Annotated in this window: 17 protein-coding genes and 1 tRNA gene; 8 read left to right on the top strand and 10 right to left on the bottom strand. The window is 72.1% G+C overall.

Annotated elements, in window-relative coordinates:
- Nucleotide 1: 1 nt before the first annotated feature.
- Entirely contained in the window at nucleotides 2-874 is an 873-nt protein-coding gene (locus DEJ28_RS15740) for an HpcH/HpaI aldolase/citrate lyase family protein (RefSeq protein WP_111115263.1), read from the bottom strand.
- Between the two features lie 130 nt (nucleotides 875-1,004).
- On the opposite strand from DEJ28_RS15740, the gene DEJ28_RS15735 reads away from it, so the two are divergent.
- Both DEJ28_RS15735 and DEJ28_RS15730 read left to right on the top strand, forming a co-directional pair.
- Complete coding sequence (locus DEJ28_RS15735; protein WP_111115262.1) at nucleotides 1,005-4,859, top strand: ATP-binding protein; 3,855 nt, start codon at nucleotides 1,005-1,007, stop codon at nucleotides 4,857-4,859.
- Between the two features lie 356 nt (nucleotides 4,860-5,215).
- A complete protein-coding gene (locus DEJ28_RS15730) occupies nucleotides 5,216-5,803 on the top strand; it encodes a CDP-alcohol phosphatidyltransferase family protein (protein ID WP_181433681.1) in 588 nt (195 codons plus the stop codon).
- A 75-nt stretch (nucleotides 5,804-5,878) separates the two neighbouring features.
- Here DEJ28_RS15730 and mscL read toward each other — a convergent pair whose 3' ends face one another.
- From mscL to DEJ28_RS15715, 3 genes are all read right to left on the bottom strand, one after another.
- Nucleotides 5,879-6,379, bottom strand: coding sequence for a large conductance mechanosensitive channel protein MscL (mscL, locus tag DEJ28_RS15725; protein ID WP_111115260.1), 501 nt, complete (start codon nucleotides 6,377-6,379; stop codon nucleotides 5,879-5,881).
- Between the two features lie 73 nt (nucleotides 6,380-6,452).
- Nucleotides 6,453-6,749 carry an FmdB family zinc ribbon protein gene (locus tag DEJ28_RS15720; protein ID WP_111115259.1) on the bottom strand — a complete coding sequence of 99 codons (297 nt, stop codon included), beginning with the start codon at nucleotides 6,747-6,749 and terminating at the stop codon, nucleotides 6,453-6,455.
- A 1-nt stretch (nucleotide 6,750) separates the two neighbouring features.
- Complete coding sequence (locus DEJ28_RS15715) at nucleotides 6,751-7,335, bottom strand: 5-formyltetrahydrofolate cyclo-ligase (protein ID WP_111115258.1); 585 nt, start codon at nucleotides 7,333-7,335, stop codon at nucleotides 6,751-6,753.
- A gap of 115 nt (nucleotides 7,336-7,450) precedes the next feature.
- Between DEJ28_RS15715 and galU the strand changes: the two genes are divergently transcribed.
- From galU to DEJ28_RS15695, 4 genes are all read left to right on the top strand, one after another.
- Nucleotides 7,451-8,341, top strand: a complete 891-nt coding sequence (gene galU, locus DEJ28_RS15710) for a UTP--glucose-1-phosphate uridylyltransferase GalU (RefSeq protein ID WP_111115257.1) — start codon at nucleotides 7,451-7,453, stop codon at nucleotides 8,339-8,341.
- An 89-nt stretch (nucleotides 8,342-8,430) separates the two neighbouring features.
- Entirely contained in the window at nucleotides 8,431-9,090 is a 660-nt protein-coding gene (locus DEJ28_RS15705) for a GNAT family N-acetyltransferase (protein ID WP_111115256.1), read from the top strand.
- Nucleotides 9,091-9,226: 136 nt separating this feature from the next.
- Complete coding sequence (locus DEJ28_RS15700) at nucleotides 9,227-10,351, top strand: hypothetical protein (protein WP_111115255.1); 1,125 nt, start codon at nucleotides 9,227-9,229, stop codon at nucleotides 10,349-10,351.
- Between the two features lie 51 nt (nucleotides 10,352-10,402).
- A tRNA-Ala gene (locus DEJ28_RS15695) sits at nucleotides 10,403-10,478 on the top strand.
- A 98-nt stretch (nucleotides 10,479-10,576) separates the two neighbouring features.
- Here the strand turns inward: DEJ28_RS15695 and DEJ28_RS15690 are convergent.
- Entirely contained in the window at nucleotides 10,577-10,960 is a 384-nt protein-coding gene (locus DEJ28_RS15690; RefSeq protein ID WP_111115254.1) for a hypothetical protein, read from the bottom strand.
- Between the two features lie 70 nt (nucleotides 10,961-11,030).
- On the opposite strand from DEJ28_RS15690, the gene DEJ28_RS15685 reads away from it, so the two are divergent.
- Complete coding sequence (locus DEJ28_RS15685; protein ID WP_111115253.1) at nucleotides 11,031-12,071, top strand: amidase domain-containing protein; 1,041 nt, start codon at nucleotides 11,031-11,033, stop codon at nucleotides 12,069-12,071.
- Between the two features lie 197 nt (nucleotides 12,072-12,268).
- Here the strand turns inward: DEJ28_RS15685 and DEJ28_RS15680 are convergent, their stop codons facing one another.
- The 4 genes from DEJ28_RS15680 to DEJ28_RS15665 all read right to left on the bottom strand — a co-directional run bounded on the left by DEJ28_RS15680 (nucleotide 12,269) and on the right by DEJ28_RS15665 (nucleotide 17,575).
- Entirely contained in the window at nucleotides 12,269-13,480 is a 1,212-nt protein-coding gene (locus DEJ28_RS15680; RefSeq protein WP_181433680.1) for a putative hexosyltransferase, read from the bottom strand.
- A 160-nt stretch (nucleotides 13,481-13,640) separates the two neighbouring features.
- Nucleotides 13,641-15,506 (bottom strand): glycoside hydrolase family 2 TIM barrel-domain containing protein, encoded by a 1,866-nt coding sequence (locus DEJ28_RS15675; RefSeq protein WP_111115252.1) that lies wholly within the window; start codon nucleotides 15,504-15,506, stop codon nucleotides 13,641-13,643.
- A 78-nt stretch (nucleotides 15,507-15,584) separates the two neighbouring features.
- Entirely contained in the window at nucleotides 15,585-16,040 is a 456-nt protein-coding gene (locus tag DEJ28_RS15670; RefSeq protein ID WP_111115355.1) for a MaoC/PaaZ C-terminal domain-containing protein, read from the bottom strand.
- Between the two features lie 20 nt (nucleotides 16,041-16,060).
- Nucleotides 16,061-17,575, bottom strand: coding sequence for a CHAD domain-containing protein (locus DEJ28_RS15665; protein ID WP_146248830.1), 1,515 nt, complete (start codon nucleotides 17,573-17,575; stop codon nucleotides 16,061-16,063).
- Between the two features lie 139 nt (nucleotides 17,576-17,714).
- Here DEJ28_RS15665 and DEJ28_RS15660 point away from each other — a divergent pair, with 139 nt between their 5' ends.
- The gene (locus DEJ28_RS15660) at nucleotides 17,715-19,022 is read left to right on the top strand and encodes a phosphotransferase (RefSeq protein WP_258368019.1); all 1,308 of its coding nucleotides are present in this window, start codon (nucleotides 17,715-17,717) and stop codon (nucleotides 19,020-19,022) included.
- Nucleotides 19,023-19,091: 69 nt separating this feature from the next.
- Here DEJ28_RS15660 and DEJ28_RS15655 read toward each other — a convergent pair whose 3' ends face one another.
- Nucleotides 19,092-19,454: a DUF1844 domain-containing protein gene (locus tag DEJ28_RS15655; protein WP_111115250.1), complete on the bottom strand. Its 363-nt coding sequence runs from the start codon at nucleotides 19,452-19,454 to the stop codon at nucleotides 19,092-19,094.
- Between the last annotated feature and the right edge of the window lie 88 nt (nucleotides 19,455-19,542).

Raw genomic sequence — 19,542 nt, 5'->3', positions numbered from 1 at the left:
CCTACCGTGCCTCGACGCCGAACGCCTGTGCGAGGCGCTGGATCTTCTGCGCACGACCGAGCCGCGGCAGGTCCGAACCGTCGCGGATGACCCTGCCGCGGGCCTCGAAGTCGTCGAGGAAGTCCTGCGCCCAGGCGACGTCGGTGGGCGTCGGCGAGATGACCTCGTTGATCACGGGGAGCTGCTCGGTGTCGAGGCAGAGCTTGCCGGTCAGGCCGAGCGACACGGCGACCTGCGACTGCTCGCGGAGGATCGGGTGCGACGAGCCGACGGTGGGGCCGTCGATCGGGCCCGGCAGGTCGCCCACGCGGGAGGCGACGACGAGCTTCGACCGCGGGTAGGCCATCGCCAGCGTGTCGGCGCTCGTGCCGGTGTCGCGGCGGTAGTCGCCGGAGCCGAAGGCCAGGCGGAACGCGCCCTTCGCCCGGGCGATCGAGACGGACTCCTCGATGCCGAGGGCGGACTCGACGAGCGCGATCACGGGGGTCTGCCCGCCGAGGCGGTGCCACGTGTCGGTGACCTGCGCCGGGGACTCGGTCTTCGCGAGCATCACGCCCTGCAGGCCGGGCAGCCCGCGGAGCTCCTCGACGTCGTCGGCCCAGAAGTCCGTGGTGACGTCGTTGATCCGCACCCAGGCCTCACCGCCGCCGGCCAGCCACGAGGCCACGGTGTTCCGCGCGCCGGGCTTCGCGGCGGGGTCGACGGCGTCCTCGATGTCGAGGATGATCTGGTCGGCGCGGGAGCGCTGGGCCCGCTCGAACCGGTCTGACGCCGTGCCCGAGACGAGCAACCACGAGCGTGAGATCTCGGCGGGGACCGATCGACGCCGGTTCGGCACGGGGGTGGACGGAGCGGAGCGGTCGTCGATGGCCATGCCCCGTTGGTACCACATCGCCTCGCCCGGGATCGCATCGGGCCGGCCCGGAAACCCCGAAACCTCGGTTCATTGCCAGAGAGGAGGCCCGATCCCGCCTACAGTGTCGGATGTGTGGCGAGCGGACAGGGTGACCGACGGCGGGGACGACGTGAACGACGACGTCCGCGTCGAGGGTGCTGTCGCGCCCGGAGACGACCGGAACGAACAGCACGACCAGCAGGGGGAGCAGGACCAGTCGGGGCAGCAGGAAGAGACCGTCGTGAGTGACGAACCCGACCGCACCCTGCGTCCGGAACTGCAGCTCACGAGTCCGCAGGCGATCAGCCTGGGTGATCCGCGCCTCCAGGCAGGCAACGCCGCCGAGCCCGTGTGGGACGTGTGGCGGAAGCAGCTGACGGGTGTCGGCAGCACGAGCCCGCTGACCCACTTCTCGGACCACCCGCGCGCCCGCATCGAGCTCTCCACGACGCACCCCGGTGGCCTCGCCCAGTTCATCACCGGCAAGACCACGCTGCTCTCCAGCCTCATCCGTGACGAGGTCGCGCTCCGTGCCGCCCGCATCGCCGCCGCGCAGGTCGAGGCGAAGGGCACCGAGCTCGCCACCGTGCGCGGCATCGACGCCGTGAAGCTCGGCATCGGCATGGCCGACTGGAAGCACGGCGACGAGCAGTTCCGCGGGCCGGTGCTCCTCCGCCCGCTGGCCATCCGTCGCCACGGACGCGACTTCGAGGTGCGCCTGCTCGGCGAACCCGTCCTCAACCCCGGCCTCGCCGACGCCCTGCACGAGCAGTTCGGCGTCATCCTCGACGCCCAGTCCTTCGTGGCGCTGGCGCAGCAGGACGGCTCCTTCACGCCGAACCCCGTCATCGACCGCCTGCGCGGCCTGACCGCCCACATCCCGGGCTTCTCGGTGCACGCACGCCTCGTCGTGTCGACGTTCGCCGAGGTCGCGACCGGCATGGTCGAGGACACCGAGGACCTGTCGCACCCGGTCCTCGACGCCCTCGCCGGCAACCCGAGCGCCAAGTGGCAGGTCGAGCAGTCCTACCACCCGGTCGAGCAGACCCCGTCGGACGAGCGCAGCCCGGAGACGGACACGCTCCTGCTCGACGCCGACGACGAGCAGGAGAACGTGATCGCGCAGATCACGGCCGGTAACTCGATCGTCGTGAAGACCCTCCCGGGCACCGGTGGCACGCAGACGATCGTGAACGCGCTGGGCGGCCTCGTCGCCGCGAACAAGCGGGTGCTCGTCGTGAGCCCCCGCCGCGCGACCCTCCGTGGCATCGCCGCCCGCTTCGCCGAGGTCCAGCTGCCCGGGGTCGCGGTGACGCCCGGCACGCTCCGCCGTGACGTCGTGCGGTCCATCGCGCGCAACGAGAAGGCGTCGCGCCCGAACCTCCGCGAGGTCGACGACGCCCTCGTCCGGCTGCGCAAGGTGCTCAAGGACTACCGCGGGTCGCTGACCCGCGTGGACCCGGACTTCCGCGTCTCCGTGCTCGACTGCCTCGTCGAACTGTCGCGGCTCTCGCTCCTGCCGGTGCCGCCGTCGACCACCGCTCGGCTCTCGAAGACCTCGGTGACGTCGATGGTCGAGGGACGCTCGCGCGTCGCCGAGACGATGGTCAGCGCGGCGAACCTCGGTGAGTTCCGCTACGGCCCGGACGACTCGCCCTGGTACGGCGCGAAGTTTTCCTCGAGCGACGGAGCGCAGCGCGCCCACAAGACCGCGAAGGACCTCGACGCCGACGGGCTGCCGACGCTGCTCCGCCGTGCCCACGACCTCGTGGCGACGACGCACATGCGGCAGTTCACGACGATCAACGAGCTCGGCATCTACCTGCGCCTGCTCACCGAGATCCGGGACACGCTCGACCGCTTCCTGCCCGTCGTCTTCGACCGGTCGGTCTCCGAGCTCGTCGCCGCCACCGCTCCGCGCGGTGAGGGCGCCCCGATGTCCGCGACGAACCGTCGCCGCCTGAAGAAGCTGGCGCGCGAGTACGTGCGTCCCGGCGTGCACGTGTCCGACGTGCACGAGGCGCTCACCCGCGTCCAGCAGCAGCGCGTGCTCTGGCAGCGGTACGTCGCCGCCGGCGTCAACCCCGAGGTCCCCACCGGCATCGCGGACGTCCAGGTGCTGTTCTCGAACGTGGTCGAGGACCTCGCGCGCCTCGACGAACCCCTCGGCCGCGCATCGCGTGAGACCCAGCTGGCGAACGTGCCGATCGACGAGCTCGTCCCGACGATCGCCCGCCTCGCGGAGGAGTCGGACGTCCTGCACAACCTGCAGGAGCGCACCGAGCTCATGCAGACCCTCCGTGACCTGCAGCTCGAACCGCTCATCACCGACCTGGCGAACCGCCACGTCCCGGACACGCACGTGCCCGCCGAGCTCGAGCTCGCGTGGTGGCAGTCGGCGCTCGAGACGATGCTCGAGTCCGACCGGGCCCTGCTCGGTGCGAACACCGACATGCTCGACCGGGTCGAGGCCGACTTCCGCCTCGTCGACGACGCGCACGCGGCCGGGGTCTCCCAGGGCCTGGCGTGGCAGCTCGCCGAGAACTGGAAGGTCGGGCTCGTCGACTGGCCGGACGAAGCCACGGCGCTCAAGACCCAGCTCAAGGAGGGCGCGATCAGCTCGCGCCTCCTGCAGGACTCCGCCCCGCACCTGTCCCGGTCGATCGCCCCCGTCTGGCTCGCGAGCCCGTACGAGGTGTCCCAGATCGCGGACACGATGCCGTTCGACACGGTCATCCTCGTCGACGCCGGCGCCGTCACCATCGCGGAGACCGTCGGTGCCGTCCGCCGCGCCCGCCAGACCGTCGTGTTCGGCGACCCGGTCACGCAGACCCCGTCGCCGTTCCGGATCGCCGTCGACCCCGCGCACCGTGCACTGCAGGTCGACGAGGAGACGCTCGACGGCTTCCACGCCGACTCCGCGCTCGCGAAGCTGTCCACCCTGCTGCCGACGCTGTCGCTCACCCGGTCGTACCGCGCCGGCGGCGAGGACCTCGCCGAGCTCGTCAACCGCCGCTTCTACGGCGGTCGGATCGAGTCGCTGCCGTGGGCCGGGTCGTTCCTCGGACACGGTTCCATCGCGCTCGACTACGTCAGCGACGGCAAGGCCGTGCCGGACCCCGAGTCCGGAGCCGTCGAGAGCGTCGACGCCGAGGTGGACCGCGTCGTCCGACTCGTGATGGACCACGCACGCACGCGGCCGACCGAGTCGCTCATGGTCATCACCGCCTCGGCGAAGCACGCCGTCCGGGTCGAGCAGGCCGTGCTCACCGCGGCACAGGGCCACAAGGACCTCACCGAGTTCGTCATCGGGGACCGCGCAGAGCCCTTCATCGTCGCGACGCTCGAGCAGTCCGTCGCCCAGAGCCGCGACCGCGTCGTGTTCTCGATCGGCTACGGCCGGACACCGCACGGTCGCGTGCTGCGCGACTTCGGTCCGCTCGGCAAGCCCGGTGGAGAGCGCCTGCTCGCGGTCGCGATGACCCGCGCCCGTCGCTCGATGGTCATCGTCACGTGCTTCCAGCCGTCCGACATCGAGGCCGAGCGGATGGGCCACGGCACCGTCGCGCTGGCCGAGATCCTCGCGGAGGTCCGTGCCCGCACGACCGCCGAGTACGTGCCGGACGACTCCGACCCGCTGCTCGTCGACCTGGCCCGCCGGCTCGAGATGCGCGGCATCCCGGTCGCGCTCGGCCACCGCGGGAAGCTCGGCCTGGTGGCCGCGCACGGCGGGGTCTGCGTGACGATCGAGACCGACGCGTCGCTCGTGAAGGGGTCGCTGCGGGAGTCGCTGCGGCTCCGGCCCGAGGTGCTGCGCCGGCTCGGCTGGCACTACGTGCGCGTGCACGCGTTCCAGCTGTTCTCCGACCCGGACCGCGTCGCGAACACCGTCGCCGCCGTGCTCGGCGTCGACCGCGGCGCCACGCAGGAGATCTCGATCCCGCCGATCCCCGCACGCCGATGAGCACGCTGGATCTCCATCCCAGCGTGCACACGGCTGGCCCCGCCCGCCGATGAGCCGTCGGGCGCATCGGCCAGCTGGTCCGGTGACGCCCGAGACGGACCAGCTGGTGGGCACGTGGACGCGAGCCGACGACGCGTCGCAGGGCGCGCCTCCAGTCCGTCAGACCGCTGAGGGTGGCGAGACGGACGCACGGCCTGGAGGCACGGGTCGACCCCGCAGGCGAGTCACCACCCAGCCCGCACCGGGCTCCGACCCCACCCCCGACCCGGAACCGGCGCGGCACCGCGACGGCGAGAACGATGCACGGCTCCGGGGGGACGTCCCACCGCACTGGTGAGCCGGTAGCCTTGCCTGCGATGACTGACACCGCGCGGCAGCGCCCCGACTGGCAGACCTGGCCGAACCTGATCACGCTCTTCCGGTTCGTGCTGATCCCGGTCTTCGTGGGCCTCGTCGTCGCCGGTCACCCCGGCTGGGCGCTCGTCGCCCTCGTCGTCCTCGGCGTGAGCGACTGGGCGGACGGTTTCATCGCGCGGAGGTTCGACCAGACGTCGCAGCTCGGCAAGTCGCTCGACCCCGTGGCGGACCGGCTCGCCATCATCGCGATCGTGCTGTCGCTCGTGCTCGTCGGGCTGCTGCCGTGGTGGGTCGTCGCCGTCGTGGTGCTCGTCGACCTCGTGCTCGTCGTGCTCTCGAGCGTGCTCTTCCACGGCAACCCGGACCTCGACGTCACGTGGACCGGCAAGATCCGTTCGGCGCTGCTGTTCGTCGGCCTGCCGGTGCTGCTCTTCTCCGCCGTGCACACCGTCGACGAGAACGCGCCGTGGGTGCGGGTCGTCGCCCTGGTGTTCGTGTACCTCGGCACCGCCGGGCACGTGCTCGCGGGCGCGCAGTACGCGGTCGCGATGTTCGCGAAGCGCCGCACGGTGGCCGCCGCGCGCTGACCCCGGTCGCACCCCCGGACGAACACCGCGCCCCGCAGTGGCGGGGCGCGATGTCCGTACAGGGGTGCGGAGCGACTAGAGCTTCGTCGTGCCGCCGATGCCGGGCCCCTCGGGAGCGTTCGACGGGGCGACGTGCGCGCCGCCGCCCGGGTTCGCGGGCACGCCGTTCTGCGTGCGGAGCAGGTCGCGGATCTCGAGCAGCACCTCGACGTCGGTCGGCGGGACGTCCTGCGGCGTCTGCTCCTCGTCGTTCTTGACCCGCTCGAACGCGACCTTCTTGAGGTGGTTCACGGGGAGCACGAGGGCGAAGTACACCACCGCGGCCACGATGATGAAGTTGAGCGCGGCACCGATGATCGCGCCGAAGAGGATCTCCGCGTGTCCACCGGACACCGTGGGGATCTTCCAGATGAGCGCCTTGTCGAGGCTCGACGCGTTGAAGACGGCACCGATGAGCGGGTTGATGAGCGCGTTGACGATCGCCGTGACGATCGCGGTGAACGCCGCACCGATGACGACTGCGACGGCCAGGTCGATGACGTTGCCGCGGAGCAGGAACTCCTTGAATCCCTTCACGGGACTCCTTCCGGGTCGAGGACGGCCGCCGGTCGGCGACGCCCACAAACCTACCGAGGAGTCGGACCGTGGGTCAGGACGCGGAGGTGCTCGGCTTCGGCGTGCTGGGCTTCGACTCGGTCTTGGCCGGCGCGGGTGCGGGCGACGACGACCCGGACGACCCGGACGACGACGACCCCTCGGCCTTCGGCGTCGCGCGCGAGTCCGTGCGGTAGAACCCACCGCCGTTGAAGGTGACGCCGACCGGCGAGAAGACCTTGCGCAGGACGCCGCCGCACACCGGGCACTCGGTGAGCGTGGCGTCGGAGAAGGACTGCTTGATGTCGAAGGCGTTGCCGCACTCGGTGCAGCGGTACGAGTAGGTGGGCACCCTAGCTCCGGAACGTGATGATGCGGGACGGCGTGATGATGCCGTCGACGGGTTCGTCGTGGGCTTCGCGCGGGACCTCGTCGAGGTACTCCGCGTCGAAGATCACAGCATAGACGGGCGGACGGTTCGCCATCGACCCGAGGGTCTTGTCGTAGTAGCCCCGTCCCCAGCCCATCCGGACCCCGTCATGCCCCACCGCGGCGGCCGGGGCGAGGATCGCGTCGACGTCGTTGATGGCGAGGGGGGAGAGCACCTCGCCGACGACCTCGGGCATGCCGAAGAGCCCCTCGGTCTCGGAGGACCCGTCGCCGACCGCCCAGTCGAGCAGTCCGTCCTCGCGGGTGACGGGGAGCAGGACCCGCAGCCCGTTGTCGTACGCCCAGTTCAGGAACGGTCGCACGTTGGGTTCGTCCGGCGCGGACAGGTAGAGCGCGATCGACCGGACCTGACGCTCCTCGGCGAAGCGCTGCAGGGTCGCGGTGAGTGCGCTGGCGTCCGCATCGCGTTCGGTCGTGGTCCGGGTGCGCCGCCGCTGCCGGAGCTCGGCTCGCAGGGCGCGCTTCTCGTTCCCGAGATCGGCGATCATGCGGAGGAGTCTACCGAGCGGTCCGGTTGCGGCTTCCCGCCGGGAACACGCCGTCCGGCTTGTCCCCCGGAGCGACGACATGCCCCAGAAAGGGGGATCGGATACGGTCTGTGCCATGGGCTTCCAGATTTCGAAGGCGGTGATCCCAGCTGCAGGGCTGGGCACCCGCTTCCTCCCCGCGACCAAGGCGATGCCGAAGGAGATGCTCCCCGTCGTCGACAAGCCGGCCATCCAGTACGTGGTGGAAGAGGCTGTCGGTGCCGGGCTGACCGACGTGCTGATGATCACGGGCCGCAACAAGAACGCGCTCGAGAACCACTTCGACCACGTGTCCGAGCTCGAGGAGACCCTCAAGAAGAAGGGCGACCACGAGAAGCTGCAGAAGGTGAACCAGTCCACGGACCTCGCCGACATGCACTACGTCCGTCAGGGTGACCCGCTCGGCCTCGGCCACGCGGTGCTCCGCGCGAAGATGCACGTCGGCCGCGAGCCGTTCGCCGTGCTCCTCGGTGACGACATCATCGACGCCCGCGACCCGCTGCTGCAGCGCATGATCGAGGTCCAGGGCGAGAAGAACGCGACCGTCGTGGCCCTGCTCGAGGTCCCCGAGTCGCAGACGCACCTCTACGGCATCGCCACGGTCGAGCAGACCGACACCGACGACGTCGTGAAGATCACCGGCCTCGTCGAGAAGCCGGCTCAGGGCGAGGCCCCCTCGAACCTGGCCATCATCGGCCGTTACGTCATCCGTCCCGAGGTCTTCGACGTCCTCGAGAAGCAGGAGCCGGGCAAGGGCGGCGAGATCCAGCTGACCGACGCGCTCATGAAGATGGCGAGCGCCGAGGAGTGGACCGGAGGCGTGTACGGCGTCGTGTTCCGTGGACGCCGGTACGACACGGGTGACAAACTCGACTACATCAAGGCGATCGTGCAGCTCGCCTCGGACCGCGAGGACCTCGGCCCCGACCTCAAGTCGTGGCTCAAGGAGTTCAACGCGGGCGAATGAGTCGACCCATCCCGCACGGGTCCGGTACGCCGGGCCCGTGCGGGACACCCGCCCCGAGGATCAGTCGGGGCACCGGAGGAACCTGAGCGATGACGACGATCCCGACCCTGTCCCACGGGCGGGTCACCATCCGGCCCCTCCGGCTGCGCGACACGCGTGACCTCGACGTCGCGCTCGCGACCAACCGTTCGTGGCTCCGCACGTGGGAGGCCACGAACCCCACCGGACACGTCTCCACCGACGTCCGCGGCAGCATCCGCGCGCTCCAGGCCAACGCCCGCGCGGGGCTCGGGCTCCCGTTCGCGATGGAGCTCGACGGTCGTTTCGTCGGACAGCTGAACGTCTCCGGCATCACCTACGGCTCGCTCGCCAGCGCGTCGATCGGCTACTGGGTCGTCGAGGACGCCGCCGGCCACAACGTCACGCCGATCTCCGTCGCGATGGCGGTGGACCACTGCTTCCGTGCGGTCGGCATCCACCGGATCGAGATCTGCATCCGTCCGGAGAACGCGCCGTCGCTGCGCGTCGTCGAGAAGCTCGGCTTCCGGTTCGAGGGGCTCCGCCGTCGCTACATCCACATCAACGGCGACTGGCGCGACCACTTCTGCTTCGCGCTCGTCGCCGAGGAGGTCCGCGAGGGCGTCCTCGAGCGCTGGGTCCGCGGCGAGGTCCCGCCGGGTGTCGGCAGCGTCCCGCTCGCCGCGCGCGACGAGGCGGCGCTGCCGCTGCACACGACCCCCCGCGTCTGACCCGTCGGCTCGGCTCCTCGCGGATCCGGTGGGACGGCCTGGAGGCGCGGCTCACCCCCGGTGATTTCGTCACGACACGCGCAACACGCGTCCGGCAATCACCCGCCAGGGGAACGCCCGCCCCTACCGTGTCCCCATGGCAGGTATCGGCTCGTGGGGCGGGGGCATCGTCCTGCTCGTCGCGGCCGTGCTCTGGCTCGTCTACCTCATGCCGTCCTGGGCGGCCCGGCGGCAGTACCTCGCCACCGAGCGGAACGCGATCCGGCTGCAGCAGACCCTCCGGATCCTCGCGCAGACCGCTGAGCTGCCGGACGAGGTCCGCGTCGAGATGAACGCGAAGTCCCTCGCCGAGGCGCAGCGCGTCGCCCGGTCCGAAGAGGCCAAGCGCACCGCCATCGTCCGCGCCCACGAAGCCGCCCGGCAGCGGGAGATCACCCGCCGTCTCGCCGAGCAGGCTCCCGTCCTCGAACGCGTGTCGGCCGTCCCCGCACTCACCGCGATGCGCATGCGTCGCTCCCGGCTCGGTGCGACGCTCCTCGGTGCCGCCGGACTCGTCGTCGCGATCGTCGTCTTCGCCGCAGCCCCCGCGATGTGGCTCGTCGGCGTCGCCGGGCTCGTCGCCGTCGGTGGGTCCGCAGCGGTCCTCGCACAGCTGCACCAGGTCGCGAAGGCGCGGAAGACCCGGACCGCGACGGCCGTGACGGGGGCGACCCGTGCCTCCAGGCCGGCGACCACGTGGACGGACCCGGCGCCGCCGCTGTCCACCGAGCAGCCTGCGGAACCCGCGCGTGACCGCAGCTGGACCCCGAACGCCGTGCCGAAGCCGCTCTACGTCGAGACGCCCACCGCACCCGCTGCGGCGCCGGAGTCGGCGGCGGAACTCGCCGCACGGCTCAAGGAGCGCGTCGCCCAGGCCAAGGCGGAGGCCGACGCCGAGGCCGCTGCGATCCGCGCTGCCGAGACGGACCCGTCACTCGCCCGTGTGTCGCGGATGCGGCCCGACGTGGAGGAGGCCGTGGCGTCGCTGTCGGCGCACGACCAGGGCCGGCTGGCGGAGCGGCTCGGGCTGCGGGCGCCGACGGGTGCTGCTCCTGCAGCGGATCCTGCAGCGGTTCCTGCTGCCGGTCCCACGGCTCCGCCGGCCGGGCCGGCTGCGCCGCCGGCGCCGCCGAGCAAGTGGGCGGGCATGGGCGTCCTCGTCGAGGACGCGTACGAGCAGGCCGACCTCGACGCGATCATGCGTCGCCGCCGCGCCGTCTGAGCAGTCGATTTCGGATCGGCCACGGGCTGGTGTTAGTGTTGTCGAGCACTTGGGGCTATGGCGCAGTTGGTAGCGCGTCTCGTTCGCAATGAGAAGGTCAGGGGTTCGAATCCCCTTAGCTCCACCAGGCAAGAACACAGAAGGCCACCCGATCGGGTGGCCTTCTGTGTTTGTCGGGTCGAGCTGTGTTTGTCGGGTCGAGCTTTCCGGTCCGAGCCGGCAGCTCTAGCCGGGCACGCTCTCCGTCAGGATGCCGGCCTGCGCCAGCTCCGCGTGGATCGCGTTCGCGGCCTGCTCGAACGCACGGTTGCCGCGCGAGATGCCGAGCGCGCCGCCCTTGATCGCCGACTTGCCCGAGCCGCGCAGCAGGCGTGCGACGGTCCGGCCGTCCGGCGTCACCATCACCTGCACGTCCAGGCGGGTGTGGAAGGTGCGGTCGTTCGCCATGCCGCCGATGAGCAGCGTGAGGCCCAGGCTGCCGCGGGTCGCGCGGAGAGCTCCCTGGTCGCCGTCCTCGACGGTGTAGCCCTCGCGGGCGAGCGCTCCGCGGACGCGGGCACGGACGGATTCGGGGTCGGCGGCGACGAAGAAGTCGTGGCTCTCGGGCATGGTGAGTGATCCTCTCAACGGTGGTTCCTGCCAGTGATCATGCCGTGTCGTCGCCTACCCTGGAAGCACCATGACTGCTTCGTTGACCCGCCGGTCCCTGCTCTCCCTCGCCGGCGTGACCGGGATCGGGCTCGCGGTGGCGGCGTGCTCGTCCGGCGACGGTGGTCCGGGCGGCGGCAAGTCCTCGGCCACGGGTGACGGCAGCGGGTCCGAGACCCCGACGGCGAAGCCCGTCGCGAAGTCCCTCATCCCCGCGCAGGTCCCGCTCGCCGGCGGGGTGACGATCTCGGTCGCCGGCACCGGGCTGGCCGCGGTCAAGGGCGTCACCGTCGGTGGGATCGCTGCGCGGGGCGTGAAGGCGTCCGCGACGAAGGTCACCTTCACGGCGCCGCACCAGGCGATGTACACCGCCGGGTCCGCCGACGTCGCACTCTTCACCTCGGTCATCGAGCCGGCGCCCTCGGCGAACCAGTCCTCGGACGGCAACGGCAGTGCCGCGAACGACGGGCAGTCCGGGGCGACGCAGGACTCGTCGACGTCGAGCTCGTCGCCCACCGCCGCCGCCGTGCCGGACGCCTCGACGGCCGTGGCGACGACGACCCTCGCGTACGCCGCCCTGACCGACGTCGACCGGCAGCTCCAGTACGCGATGGCGCACTGGAGCGACTACAACCTCGCCGAGTACGGCACGATGAACCCGATCGGCGGCGACTGCGCGAACTACGTCAGCCAGACGCTCATCGCCCGCGGGTGGAAGCAGCGCGACGACTGGTACAACCGGGCCGCCGGCGCGGAGCACACCGCCACGTGGACGTACTGCCCGACGATGGACCCGTGGCTGACCGCGAACGCCGCGGAGTTCGGGCTGACCCGACGGTCCCTCGACGAGCGGGACGAGGTCAAGGTCGGCGACATCGTCTTCTACGACTGGAACGACAACGACTCGCCCGACCACACCACGATCGTGTCCGAGGTCTTCACCGAGGCGGACGGCACCGTCCGCATCAAGTCGGCGAGCCACAACCAGGACGGCCCGTACCGCGACCTCGACGAGATGATCACCGTGCAGCACCCGGGCGGTACCGCCTGGTTCCACACGTTCGACGCGTAGGCGGGCGCTGCCCGCGCGGTGGGCGCTGCGGCGCTGCCCGCTCGCCGGCGCTGCCCGCGCTGCGGGCTCGCCGGCGCGCTGGCGCGGCCCGCACAACCAAAGTGCGCCCGAACCGTGGGAACGCGCGGCGCGAACGCACTTCAGTTGTGCGAACCGCTCCGAGCGCGGAGCCCCGCCGCGCCGCGCCCCGCGCCCGCTCAGGGGTACCCGAGGAACCACAGCAGCACGATCGCGACCGGCTGCAGGCACACCCCGACGACGAGCCACGTCACCGCACGCCGCCGCGTCCGCACGAACACGTCCGACCCGAGCAACGGCGCCATCGGCATGAGCAGCCGCGGCAGGCTCTGCTGCGGCAGGAACACCGCCACCAGGTAGAGCCCGTACGACGCGGTGAACGCCAGCACGTCCACCCCGAGCGCCCGCACGGCCGGCCGGGTCCAGAACCACACCGCACCGACGAGCACCACCACCACGAGTGCGATCCCGAGCGGCCCGAGCCACGTCCCCGCCATCGTGAACCACGGGGTCAGCGGCGCGAAGTGCTGCCGGCCGACGAAGCCCACCCACCAGGACAGCTCGGTGTCGAGGTACGCGTTCGGCCTCCCGGTCACCGCGGAGGCGACGAGCGGCCAGGCCAGCCCAGCCGCCGCGACGACGAGCCCGGACACGACGATCGCGATCGCGTCCCGGACGGGGAGCGCCCGCCGCTCGTGCACCCACCGCACGACGAGGTGCACCGCGAGCGCGACCGCGAGCGCCAGCACGCCGGGCTTCGTGAGCGCCGCGACGACCCCGAGAGGCGCCACCAGCCAGTACCGTCGCCGCACCAGGGCGAGCAGCGCACCGAAGAGCAGCAGCAGGAACGTGCTCTCGGCGTAGGCGACCTGCAGCAGGAACGCCGTCGGGCCGAACGCGAACAGGGCGGTCGCCCACCTCGCACGGTGCGAGCACCCGACCGCGAGGACGAGCCGGTACAACAGCACGCACGCCCCCGCTCCGGCGAGCGTCGCGACGATCACCCCGGCCACCCAGAACGAGCCGCCGGTGAGCGGCATCACGACGCGGACGAGCGCGGGGAACGCCGGCAGGAACGCCCAGGCGTTCGGCAGCACGTGCCCAGTGTCGTCCAGCGGGACGGTCACCGGGTACCCGTGCTCGGCGATGATCCGGTAGAACGACGCGTCCCACGAGCCCGAGAAGGTGAAGAAGGACGGGTCACGCCGGTACGACGCGAACGTCCACCCGCTCGTGGTGGCGACGACGTACATCGTCGCCAGCAGCAGCGTGCTGACGACCCGGGAGCCGGCCCAGATCACGAGGGGTGCGGCCCAGGCGCTGTGCCGTCCGTCCAGCAGGGCGCGCAGCCCCGGCCTGGAGGCACGGGTCGTCTCCGCAGCGCTCGTCACCCGAACGATCCTCCCAGATCACCCCCCGCGCCGGTCCGCGCCGGTCCGCGTCGGTCCGGGTCGCCGGGCCGCGCGCCGATCCACGCGCTTCGTGAGCAGCAATGGTCGGGTCCGTCGGTCGGACCCGACCATTCCTGCTCACCGGAGTGGCGCCTCCCGGTCAGCGACCCGTGACCGCGCGCCGGATCTGCTCGATCGGCACCTTCGGGGTGCGGTCGGCGTTCAGCAGGCCGTTCGTCTCCTGCATCGTGTCCGTCAGCTGCGTGTAGCAGGAGCCGGCGAGGAACGAGCTCGCACGGATCGCGTCGTACAGCGCCGTGATGCGGGCGATCCAGTCGTCACCGTCGACGGCGGAGGTGTACCCCCAGCCGTCCTCGCGCTGCGAACCGGGCTGGTAGTTCACGCCGCCGAACTCGGTCAGCATCACCGGCTGTCCGTGGTCCGCGGCGCCGCCGACGAGGATGCGTCGGTCGGCGGGCCCGATCCCGTTCACGAGCACCGTCCGGGCGACGTCGTCAGCGTAGGTGGCCGCCATCCGCGGTCCGTCGCCCTCGTAGTCGTGGACCGTCAGGATGTCCGAGTTCGTGTGCTCCCAGCCGTCGTTCGAGATCACCGGTCTGGTCGGGTCGATCGCCCGCGTGACGTCGGCGAGGGCACGGGCGTAGGCCTGCTGCGCCGGGTCCGTGGCGATGTGCTGCACGCCCCAGCTCTCGTTCGCGGGGACCCAGGTCACGATCGACGGGTGCGAGGCATCGCGCTCGACGGCGTCCATCCACTCGCGCACGAGTCGCTGCACCGCGCGCGGCGAGAACGCGTAGGCGCCCGGTGCCTCGCCCCACACCAGGATGCCGAGCCGGTCCGCCCAGTACAGGAAGCGGGGGTCCTCGATCTTCTGGTGGTTGCGGGCGGCGTTGAAGCCGAGCTCCTTGATGAGCTCGACCTCGCGGCGGAGGGCCTCCCGCGACGGGGCCGCGATGTGGGAGTCCGGCCAGTAGCCCTGGTTGAGGACACTGCGGACGTCGTAGCGGCGGCCGTTGAGCAGGAAGGCGCCCCCGTCAATGCCGACCGTGCGTACGCCGAAGTACGAGGCGACGGCGTCGGTCGGCGTGGTGCCGGTCCCGGCGGGCAGCAGGGTCACCGTGGCGTCGACGAGGCGCGGGGCCTCCGGCGTCCAGTGCAGTTCGTCCTCGGCCTGCCCGTTCGACTGACGGGCGAGCGGCACGAGCACGTCGAACTCGTCGCCGGTCGTGCCGAGGGTGGACTCGATCGTGGCGAGGTGCTCGTCACGCTCGTCCCAGCGGGCCTCGACGCGGAGGCGTTCGCCGCCCGTGCGGACACCGGCGATCCGGACGGTCAGGCGGAGGGTCTCGTGGTCGACGTTCGTCCAGCGGAGGTACGAGATCGATGCGGTGGGCACGGCCTCGAGCCACACGGTCTGCCAGATCCCGGTGGTCCGGCGGTACCAGATGGCGTGCGGGTCCTCGTGCCAGTCCTGCTTGCCGCGGGGCTGGGTGAGGTCGTGCGGGTCGTCCTCGGCGCGGACGACCAGGGTGTGCACGGCGTCCGGGTCGGTGGCGAGGGCCTCGGTCACGTCGAGCGAGAACGGGGTGTGGCCGCCCTCGTGCTCGCCGATGAACTGCCCGTCGATCCAGACGCGGGCGCGGTGGTCGACGGCGCCGAAGTGCAGGACCAGGCGGGGCGCGGCGGCACCGTGGCCGGCAGCGTCCAGCTCGGCGCGGGTGATCGGACGGGAGTACCAGACCACGGGGTGGAAGCCCGGCTCGTCGATACCGGACGCGACGGACTCGGGCGGGAACGGGACGACGATGTCGCGGGCGTCCGGGAAGCCCGCGCGCCACGCGTCGTCGTCGCCGTCGTTCCGGAACGACCACGTGCCGTCGAGGTCCGCCCAGTGGGTGCGGAGCATCTGGGGGCGGGGGTACGTGCCGTCCTGCCGAGAGGCGAGCGGGAGGGCCGGCGTGGGGGCGGTGTCAGGTGCGGCGACGGTGCCGTCGAGCGTGCTCATGCCTCCATGCTGGCGTGCGTGTACATCGTTGTAAAGGGCTCGGCAACGAATACCAAGCAGGACCGGAGCCGGGCCGGCTCAGCCGATCGCGGCGTCGCGCGTGAGGACCATGACGTCCATCCGGCCCTGCTGGACGACTTCGCCGCGCTGGTTCCGCAGTGAGACGGTCCGCTCGACGATGCCGGTCTTCCCGGAGCTCGTCAGCCGTGTCGACAGGATCTCGACCTCGCACGTCACGGTGTCCCCGATGAACACCGGGGCCGTGAACCGCCACTGGTCGATCCCGAGCAGTGCCACCGCCGAGCCCTCGAACACCCCGGTCCGCGCGATGAGGCCGAGGCACAGGGAGGTCCCGAGCAGCCCGTGCACGATCCGCTGGCCGTACCGGGTCTTCCCGGCGAACTCGACGTCGGTGTGGACCTGGTTGTTGTCGTTCGTCCACGAGGCGAACGAGACCACGTCCGCCTCGGTGATCGTCCGACCCGGGGTCGTGAAGGTCTGTCCGGCGGCGAGGTCCTCGAGGTAGTGCGGCACGTCGTCATCCTCGCAGACCGTCACACCTTCGCGAGCAGCTTCCGCGCCCGCTCCCACGCCTGCTCGACCGCGGCGTGCTCCGTCGTCGCCAGTGCTCCGTAGCCGAAGGTGTCCTCGCCGTTCCGGGCAGCGACCACCGCGAGCTGCCGGTAGGCCGCGGTCGCGTGGGCGGCGTCGAGCACCTCGCCGAGCGACTCCTGCACCCGCTTCAGGAACCCGAGCCGGCGCTTCCCGAGGTCCGGCGCACCGCGCGCAGCCTGCAGGGCGTACCGCAGCCGGCGCGCTGCCTTCCGGACCTCGTGCAGCTCGTCGAGTCCGGCCACGGGGCCCTCGACCGTCTTCGTGACCCGGAGACGCTCCTTCCCGATCCGCCGGACGACGAAGGCCGCGGCGTCCTCGTCGGCGTGCGGACCCTTCGGCGCTCGCTCGATGAGGTCGTCCAGGTGGTCGAGCGCGGAGAACCACACCGGGGAACGCATCGTCCGCCGGAGGTCCGTGGCCGCCTCGGTCCGCAATTCGTCGACGTGCGTGCCGATCCGGTCGAGGGTCGTGGCGTCCACGTACCCCTCCGGCGTCCGGGCCGCGGTGCGCAGCAGCCGGTCACGGAGGACCTCGGCGTCGCGGGCGGTCCCGGCGACCCGGGCCACCTCGGCCAGTTCCGCTCGCAGGGTGTCGGTCGCGCCGGGGTCGAGGGCGCCCCGGAACGCCGCCAGCACGCTCCGGAGCCGCCGAAGCACCTTCCGGAGGTCGTGCACGGACTCGCGCTCGTCGCCGCGCACACGGGGGTCGACGGCGACGAGGTCGGCACGCAACGACCGCAGGACCTCGCGCACGACCGCCGCAGCGGTTCCCCGCCGGGGCCGCTTCGACGCCCCGCGCCGCCGGACGGGCTCCAACCGTGCGGGCTCCAACCGTGCGGGCTCCAACCGTCCGGGCTCCGACCGGACGGCCTCCGCCGGAGTGGACGAAGCGCGGCCCTCGTGCGCCTCGGCCGGGTCCGCAGCGTCCGCCAGCGCCCGCTCAGTCGCCCGGGCCACCGTTCCGCCGTGCCCGTCGTCGCTGAGCGCCCACCACCGTGCGGAGCGCAGGAGCGCCGTGTCGGGATCTCCTTCGTCGACGCGGACGTCGGCGACCTCCGCACGGAGCCGTCCGTCGCGACCCCGGAGCTCGACGAGCGTCGTCTCGGTGCCCCGCACCCGTGTCACGCCGAGTTCCCGGCCACGGAGGAACACCTCCACCGCGTCGCGCGGCACGGCACCGGCGTCGAGCGGGTCCCCATCGAGGTCCGGCCCCACCGCCACCGGGCCGTCCCCGCGGTCGACCGACCACCCGAGGTCGGACCGGAGCAGCTCGACGCCCTCGGCCGCCAGCGTGCGATCATCCGTGTCCCAGACCGTCTCGCGGAGCACCACCGGGTCGTGGCGGAGGACAGCATCGGCGAAGGGCTCGAGCGCGGGGAGCCGACGGTCGTCGGGGATCCGCCACGTGCAGCGGGGGTCGGAGCGGGCCTCTGGTCCAGGGTGCTGAGTCGGCATGTCGACGAGTGTCGTCCGCGGAGCCTGTCCCGTCTCGGCCCGCACAGCGTTCTGTGGACGGTTCCGCCCGGAAGCGCCCTGTGGAGGAACCGACCCCGAACCGACACCGCCCCAGGGCCCGACGCGTACGGTTCGCTGCATGAGCGACGAGCCCACCGCCGAGCCCACCGCCGAGCCCACCGCCGACCCAGCCGACGAGCCCACCGCAGATCCCAGCGACCGCACGCTCGAGGGCTGGATCGCCCACCAGCGCTGGTACACGGCGAAGGGCGCCAGCCCCCGGCTCACCACCATCGCGCGGACCGACGGCACCCGCCTCGTCCTCGACGACGCCCCCACCGGTCCCGTCCTGTACCAGGCCCCGGTCACGACGGGCGAGGACGGCACCCTCCGCGACGCCACCACCGATCCCGGGTGGGTGGGCTCACTGGCCGCGCGCATCGACGCGGACCCGGACAGCCTCCGGCCGATCGGCACCGTGACGGCCTCGCGGGTCCTCAGCGGTGAACAGTCGAACACGTCGGTGATCTGCGACACGGCGTCCGGCGAGCAGGTCATCGTGAAGGTCTTCCGCGTCCTGCACCACGGCGACAACCCGGACGTCACGACCCAGCTCGCGCTCTCGGCGGCCGGCAGTGCGCGGGTCCCGCGGGTCTCCGGCGCGCTCCGCGGGTCCTGGCCCGACACCGGCCGACCCGACGGCACGGCCACCGGTCACCTCGCGTTCGCGCAGGAGTTCCTGCCCGGCCTCGAGGACGCTTGGCGCGTGGCGCTCCGCGACGCCCGGCAGGGCACGTCCTTCGTCACCGGTGCGGACCGGCTCGGGGAGGCGCTCGCCGAGGTCCACCGCACCCTCGCCCACGCGCTGCCGACCGAACCGGCCGACGAGGCCCGCCGGAGCGCCGCCGTGGCCACCATGCACGCCCGCCTCGACGCCGCGGCTGCCGAGGCACCGGCGGTCGCCGAACACGTCGACGCCGTCCGCGCCGTCTACGACCGGGCCGCCGAGGCCGTGTGGCCCGACCTCCAGCGCATCCACGGCGACCTGCACCTCGGGCAGGTCCTCGCCGCACCGGAACCGCGCGGATGGGTGTTCCTCGACTTCGAGGGCGAACCGCTCCGTCCGCTCACCGAACGCTCCCTGCCGGACGTCACGCTGCGCGACGTCGCGGGGATGCTGCGGTCGTTCGACTACGTCGCCGGCGCGCTCGCACAGGACGCCGAACCGGTGGACGCGGGGGAGTGGGCGCACGCTGCCCGATCGGCCTTCGTCGACGGGTACCAGCGCGGGACCGGTGCGGACCTGCGCGCGCACCGAGAACTCCTCGACGCCTTCGAGCTCGACAAGGCCGTCTACGAGGTCGTCTACGAGACGCGGAACCGACCCGACTGGGTCGGCATCCCGCTCGCGGCGGTCACCCGCCTCGTCGCCCGCAGCGCGGCCTGAGGAGGCGACCCATCGAGACACTGGAGGCGCGGTGCCAGCTGGCACCGCGCCTCCAGTCCGTCACCGGTGTCAGTTGACGGGCCCGGTGTACTTCTCCCCGGGGCCGGCGCCCGGCGCATCCGGGATGGCCGACGCCTCGCGGAAGGCGAGCTGGACCGACCGCAGGCCGTCGCGGAGCGGACGGGCGTGGTGGTCGCCGATCTCGGTCGCGGCCGCGGTGACGAGGCCCGCGAGGGCCGTGATGAGCTTCCGTGCCTCGTCGAGGTCGGTCTGCTCCTGCGGGTCGTCGGCCAGGCCGACCTTGACGGCGGCGGCGCTCAGCAGGTGCACGGCGACGGTGTTGATGAGCTCGACCGCCGGCACCTCCGAGATGTCGCGGGCTGCCTCGTCGGCGGCGTTCCCTGCGTCGACGGGGGCTGGGGTGTCGGTCACGGTGCTCCTCTGCTAGGCTGTGTGGCGGCAGATGCTGTCTGCGTGCCCGGACTCGTGCAACGAGGCCGAACACACCGTCAGCGTCACG

The organism is Curtobacterium sp. MCPF17_002, assembly GCF_003234115.2.
Classification (GTDB): domain Bacteria; phylum Actinomycetota; class Actinomycetes; order Actinomycetales; family Microbacteriaceae; genus Curtobacterium.
Note: the sequence above shows the minus strand (reverse complement) of the source record. Positions and strands in the feature narration are given on the sequence as shown.